This is a genomic window from Microcystis sp. M31BS1 (genome assembly GCF_020245285.1).
In the GTDB taxonomy this organism is placed as follows: Bacteria; Cyanobacteriota; Cyanobacteriia; order Cyanobacteriales; family Microcystaceae; genus Microcystis; species Microcystis panniformis.
The window spans coordinates 1-6,618 of the sequence record NZ_JADBVE010000016.1 but is presented as its reverse complement, the minus strand read 5'-3'; the positions used below and the strand labels follow the sequence as shown (position 1 = coordinate 6,618).

4 protein-coding genes and 1 pseudogene are annotated in these 6,618 nt (G+C 43.0%); all 5 read right to left on the bottom strand.

Features of this window, described 5'->3' with window-relative positions; all coding sequences use genetic code 11:
* A partial coding sequence (locus IM509_RS00630; RefSeq protein ID WP_420372278.1) for a transposase-like zinc-binding domain-containing protein occupies positions 1-100 on the bottom strand: 100 nt, incomplete at its 3' end.
* On the bottom strand, positions 87-1,850 hold the full coding sequence (locus IM509_RS00625) for a hypothetical protein (RefSeq protein ID WP_185237878.1): 1,764 nt from the start codon (positions 1,848-1,850) through the stop codon (positions 87-89). The genes IM509_RS00625 and IM509_RS00630, both read right to left, overlap by 14 nt.
* A 48-nt stretch (positions 1,851-1,898) precedes the next feature.
* Positions 1,899-2,093 (bottom strand): hypothetical protein, encoded by a 195-nt coding sequence (locus tag IM509_RS00620; protein ID WP_072923865.1) that lies wholly within the window; start codon positions 2,091-2,093, stop codon positions 1,899-1,901.
* Positions 2,086-6,507: a hypothetical protein gene (locus IM509_RS00615; RefSeq protein WP_272079491.1), complete on the bottom strand. Its 4,422-nt coding sequence runs from the start codon at positions 6,505-6,507 to the stop codon at positions 2,086-2,088. Before IM509_RS00615 ends, IM509_RS00620 begins: the two co-directional genes overlap by 8 nt.
* Positions 6,486-6,618, bottom strand: a pseudogene (locus IM509_RS00610) (IS630 family transposase); the annotation flags it as partial. The gene IM509_RS00615 and the pseudogene IM509_RS00610, both read right to left, overlap by 22 nt.

Here is a 6,618-nt window from a genome sequence, read left to right as displayed (position 1 = left end):
TAAATTGACGGCCACAGGTTACACAAATATGATTTTGTTTACCTTGTTTATTGATGCCATTTTTACGGATATGGGTAGATTTACATTCAGGGCATTGCATTTTGATTTCCTCCATTCATATCTCTATTATGCAACGCCCTTAACTCTTCCGATCTGATGATCCAAGGTCTCTCGGACGAAGTTGGTAGAATAATAAAAAAGTTAAAAGATGCGTTTTTAAGTTCTTGACTCTTAGCATCTTTCGTCCGTACCGTAAAAAACTCCCGATAAGTGAACTCAGGATGGACTGTGCATCCTTCATCTAGTGACGTAAGCATAACAATAGCTGTCGGAACTTCTTGAAAACTTTCAAATGGTACTTTAAAACTTATTTTGAAAATACCGGTGCTGATGAGTATCACGGAGCTAATCTCGTCTGCGTCAACCCAACCAACATTTCTATTTTCGAGGACAGTGACTCTGCCACACAATATTCGATGAATCGATGTGCTATCACGACCCACTGCCAACCCACCAGAGATGACAACAGGCTTACCATGAGGCATTGCCACTCGTTGTTCACCTTTTACCATGAGGCTCAGGTTTTGAGAGTCCTCTAAATGTAGCCCCGTGTCATTATCACCAATTGCTAGATGGATTTTAGGAGTTGTAGTACCGATGCCGACCTTACCACTAATAACCGCATTCCCACCATTCACATGAAGTTTAGCTTGGGGATTATTAATACCGATACCAACCTGTCCCCCACTATACAAAAGTGGCGTTTTTTCGATAGGTATAACTAGCCGCCCATCGGGATAGCTACCAATGTTTTGATAGTCAATATATATACAGGCTAGTCCAGAAACACCGCTTGTTACTAAATCGCTAATTGTTAGCTCGATTCCCTGTCCTGCTGTTAATTGCTTCAGGGATGCCTGGGGTGTAAAACTCCACTGAGTGGAATTTGTCGTATGTTCTGGTGCCCAATCCTCGGGATCTTTTACGTTGATTTGAACGGCGTTTAACTGGCTAGTTGTTGCCACCAGTGCGTCTTGATGCTCCCCTTGCTCAAAGCTGACAATAAACTTTGAACTTTGGTCTAATGAGAGAATCTTTCTTTCATTATTAGACAAGGGGGAATTGATCACTTTTAATCTTAGAGTGTTTTTGGTAGTTCCATCGTTGAGAATCTTATTAGAACCTAAGACCCGAAATTGTAAAGGAATTTGCGTCTTACTGAGATGATTGATCACAGAAATTGTGATTCTGGAGGTTATTTCATCCTCAATATCTTCCTGGTCTTCTCCCTTCCAAACTAGATCCTTTCCACCATATAACACTTCAACATTGCTGGTTTTAACAGTGCGAGTATTAGCTGTCAGGTTCAAAAAACATATCGTAATACCCTCATGCGGCGGCAAGGATAGTTCTTGTTTGTGAAGAAAATATACCGCAAAAAAGTTTGGTTCATCGTCATAATTGACTTGCCACTGTCCACTGTCTGAATCTGGGTCTATCTCTATCTCATGAGGGTTAAGCCCTAAATCTTTTTCAAAATGGAGGTGAAAATGGCAGTTTGTCGCACTAGCTGTTTCATCCCCCACTGATCCTGTAGGGGGATTCTCGGAGCCTTTGGGGTCTTTAAATGTAACTACCTTGCCGCTGTCATTAAACACCTTTAAATATAACTTTAAGGGATCATGACTATCTTTTAAATAGATGGTGTTAATAATTTCAGGGTTGTTTTCGTCTCCGTAATAAAACTGAAATTTCAAAGGCTCTTGGCTTAAAAGTCCGGCCAAACCAATGGCTTTGCGTTTGATGGCTCCTTCGGCTTGACGAATTTTTTCGGGAACTCTGTTAAGCATGATCATTACTCCTGGGAAAAAAAAGAAATTGATGTATGTGGTTGAGCTTTATTCGCTGACGGTTTGGACTTCTTGAGTCCATGAATCGGTTGATTCAGGTTGCTCTAATTGGGATTCTCCTTGTCTCTGGATTTTGCCAATCAGTTGATAGACTTGGCGGTAAGGCATGGTACCCAAAGCTTCTAAAACTTGGTTGACTTCCCCCAAAGTTAATTCGAGGGAAATTTGTTTGTTTTCATTCATTAGTTTCTGTTTTTCTGGTTAATTTTAGCCAGCCATCATAGATTTTTTGTGGACTGGAGTAAACGGACTGAGAATCAAAGGGAACTAGGGGACGATTTGACCAGACAGTACCATCTTTTCCTAACCAAGACCATTCATAATTGGCTACTTCGGGAAGGGAAAGCTTGATCTGATCAAGATCATTGATTGGGTTAAGATCACTCAGAAGTGGTGCCGCTAAAAAGGTAACTTCCATCGCTTGTAAAGCAGGTACATACTGTTCCGGCGGAATAGAAATACTCTTAGCAGGAAGTAGGCCACAAGTCGCGTTAACTTGTCCACGAGGGTCGATTAACATCACTAGAGTTTGGGCTGTATTTTCCTCTAAGGTTTGCTCCAGATTCAAGGGAGTGTCAGGGGTGAGATCTTCTTCATTCTCAAACAGGGTTTTGATCTTTTCGTGGGGAACATAGCAACTTTGGGGAGCATAAAAAACGCTGTCTTTGTAAGTACCATCATCGGCTTTTTCTACCCAGTAGCCCACCAAACTATCATTAAACTGCCGATATTCACCAATACGGATGGGGAATTTGACCTTTTCAAAAGCTTGTGTGGTTCGGAATTTATTGTAGAAAAGATCGTTAGAGAAGGATATCCTGTTCTGGCTAACGGCGGGTATGCCTTGGATATCTAAATTGATGCGGGCTCGTACTAGAGCTAAAGGTCGCGACACTAGCAAGGAGATGGCTTTATGTTGAGCAAATCCTTCGGGGTCAATGGTTTCTAAGGCTGCATTGACAGTGGTGAGGAAATCGGACATAAATGCCGGCCCCTGGTTAATCAGATACCGGACCATTTGCTTGAGATAAGGGTTAGTCCGAGCAATAATGTCCTTAATTTCCTGCTCACTGTAATCATGTCCCGGAACAGAGCGCAATGTAGCGGTGCGGTCAATCATGACTAGAGCCTTGCCCTCATCATCATAAATAGTCAGGCTGTTATCTAAGTTGTTGGGCAAAACCCAGCCACAGATTGGTTTGGTGGCGAGGGTATCATTCATTTCCTGATCTGGTTTACTGCTTTTACTGCGGCGAGTCCGCTGTGGTTGAGTGGCCGATAGCCAGCGAAAATTCAAGCGGGCGGGTTGGGCTAAACGGGGTGGCAGGTAGATGGGATGGGTTGATAATACATTAGCAAAAGCTGATGGCAGTGTTAGGGGTTGGCTAGTGACAATCTCACGGCTATTGTTAGTGTCAAGCACGACATTAACCTGTCCAAAGGTATCCACAAGTCGCAAATCAGTAATTTTTAATCCTCCTAGACGAATGGGACTAAAGTCGAATCCAATTAAAGGCGATCGCAAAAGACTGTCCGGTACGAGAAGAGAGCTAAGTGTTAAAGTGTTCTGCACGTTTTCCTGGAAGTCTTTTACTCCTTTAGTTGTTGTAGTTGTTGGAACTCGTTTAGTTGTTGGAAGTAGATTATCCTTGACAGCTAACTGAATTGTCCGATTATAGGTGAGTAGCGCATCACTAAAGCCGCCGAGACTCTGGGCGAGACAGCCGTTAAGAGATTGCAGTTGTTGATAGGCCCGCAGCGCCGTAAAAAAAGGATCACTAGCTGTGGGGTTTTTCCGGTCATACCACCCCTTGACAGCTTTAAAATTCTTGACCAGGTAGTCCTCGGTTTGGTCGTCTGGGGATATTTTTTGTTCTTGGTAATAGTCGGGCAATAAATACTTAGTCAAGTAATCTATAAGATTGTCCTTGAGCAACATACTAGCCGAGGAAGAGAGAAAACTAGCTCCCCTGTAAAGGTCGGGATAATTAGCAAAATGATTCGCACTTGCATCCGTCGGGGTGATTTCAAGTCCATCGACCCGCAATTGATATTTATCTTTGAAGATGTTAGTGTCGTAGTTTACACTTGGGGTGTATTTATCGTCGTCGTTCTTGGTTTGTTGACTCTTGTGTTCTAGTCCTTTCAATTGCACTTGCCATTCCAACAGGAAGGGGTTCCAAGGCTGATTTGCCCATTGACGGAAGCCAATTTTTTCTGTGGGGTTGTTGCCAAACTCCCTGAGAAATTGGACAAAAATATCTAAGGTGTTGTCAGATAAGCTCTGCAAGTCAATGGACTCAGTTAATAATTGACATTGCAGCAAACCATCTGTCCTCAAACGCTCGTCGTCACGGTTGCGAGTCGGTTTAGCGACTTCCCCAGTCATTAAAACTACGGGATCATTTGGCTGCCAATAGCGAGGCCCTGGAACTATTTTGATGGTGTAAGATGGTCGTAACAAACCGATTTTGTCTTGGTAATCCCGGTCAATTGCGGTCGGAGATAGGGGTTTTTTGTGGAAGCTAACGCTGGCGATGCGTCCCCGTAAACGATGGCTACCGGAAGAGTTAGACATTAAATAGACGGTGCCACTAAAGGGGTTATTAGCCTCTAAGTGGAGGAAAACCCACCGACTCTTAGGAATTGCTGTCCAGTTAATCGGTCCGTTTACCTGTTGTCCGTTAATGTAAATTTTGTCAAAAGTGCTGCTAATTCCATTAGTAGAATTAACATGAAGGCTGGTGCTTTCTACCTCTAAAAGGGAACCCTGAACTCCCTCTGGTATGTTTACCCACATCGAGAGGGACTGGATATTTCCTAAATTAGAGATTTTATAATTCTGATTGCCCTCGAAAGATAAACACTTCATGGCAATATCGTCATCCACTAAGGTAGAATCGCCAGTGACTTGGACTGATTTTTTGGGAGCAATTAAACGGGATTCTTTGTTAAACTGCTGCACTTCAGCAATTAGTGTGTTAATCGACTGCGCCAGTTGGCTTGCTTTTGAATCGCTGTCAAAGTCAAAATTTGAATTACTGTCAAAAGGTCTGTTAATCGACCCGGCAAGTCCGCTCGCTTTTGAATTCTTAGGAGCAGCAGCGCTGATAATTTGACCTTCTGTATTTTTCTGTAAGTTCAAGACCCCAGCAGCTTTGATGGCATTCTCTAAGGCTTTTACCCCATATTGATTGTTCTCCGCAGTGTCCTTAAGGAACGTTTGAACTAGATTACTGTCGCTTCTTCCTTCGATAGCATTAGATCCTGTTCCCAGTGTCCGTATATTGGTTCTGTCCAGGAATCCTGTTGTCTCAACATAAGTGGCCAGCATATACTTATACCAATCAGCATAGACTTGTTCTCGAATTGAGCCAACTTTTGCTAATTGTTGGTCGTATTCACGCTGTGCTTCGTTAACTTTACTGATGCGATCACTGATGTTGGCGGATAATGTCACCTGCATTATTCCCTCGCCTTGCACGGCATTTGCTGGGTTGGCACTTCCCGACTGGGAAATTTTGGGATCAGATTCCGGCACTACCTGCCATGATATCTCTTTACATTGGCCAGTAAAGCTGTCCTCGTGTAGTCCTTGTCGAAACTTTGGTCCAAAGTCGAGATTTTGCTGTACTAAACGCCCACTCATTTGTATGGCTTCTAGCTGCTCCTCAATCGTTTTGCGATTTTCTGTATTTGTTGTGTCCAGTTGACTAGCTACATAAGCTGCTATGGCTTCTTCTTGGTTGTTTCCTACGGCGATCGTTCCTTGGAATTTAATCGCTTGTGGGTTAGTTACAGAAGCACCAGGCGCAAAACTTAGGGAAGCATGACAGAGAAGACGATCGGGGAAACTTTGGTTATCGCCTATTTCTACTGTCCAGCCAGCTTTACTTTGCAAAGTGTCTAAAAGGCTTAAAGGATCTCTGTCTGGGTACTGTTCTTTGATAAATTTGTCAAGATAATCATTTTCGCCGTCGCTATACCAGCCAATGACATCATATCGTAGGTCTTTGGGCGGGGTTGTGTTGGTGGTGAAGTCCTCATCATGAAAACCGAACACACTACGACAGTTAGGATAAAAACCAGCAAAGGCAATTTTTTCGTTGTCTAAGCCATCAACTGTGGCGAAGGGTCCAATAGCGGACAATTCCTGAATATATTGGGCATTTGCCGTACCTGAGCGCCATGCTCCCAATTCTAATTTACGCCCCAGAAAACGATAGGGTTGATACTCATTGGTGACCGGATCATGGAGGATATTAATTGTATCTTCTGGTGTAGCACCTTCAGGATACAGATAATCACTTTCTACAACCCATTTTTTTTCTGCTATATTGCTCCCACGTCGTATAATTAGCCAGCGATTAGGTACAAGGGGAAAGGTGATGCCTTGTTCTCCATCTCTCGCTATACCGTTAGTCAGCGCATCCGGCAAAGACCAGTGTAGGTGAATGCCTGCTTTTAAGGTCAATTGGGGTTGTGTAAAGGGAACCGTTAATACGGTTTCGCTAATATAAGCCCTACCGCGATTTACTAATTGGCTATTTTTATAGTAGGGGAGCTTACTATACTTTAGACGTTCATAATCTGAGATTTATTAAACTTCTGAAATCGTAGAGTCAGCAAGGAATCCAGTTCTTTTTTATGTTTCAGATGGGCATCATTCAGACATTCATAAATAGCTGAAGAAAAGTCAGAAAAGTTC

Excerpts from the sequence above, each read along its gene's own strand:
- IM509_RS00625 (WP_185237878.1), bottom strand. The coding sequence starts at position 1,850 with ATGCTTAACAGAGTTCCCGAAAAAATTCGTCAAGCCGAAGGAGCCATC.
- IM509_RS00620 (WP_072923865.1), bottom strand. The coding sequence starts at position 2,093 with ATGAATGAAAACAAACAAATTTCCCTCGAATTAACTTTGGGGGAAGTC.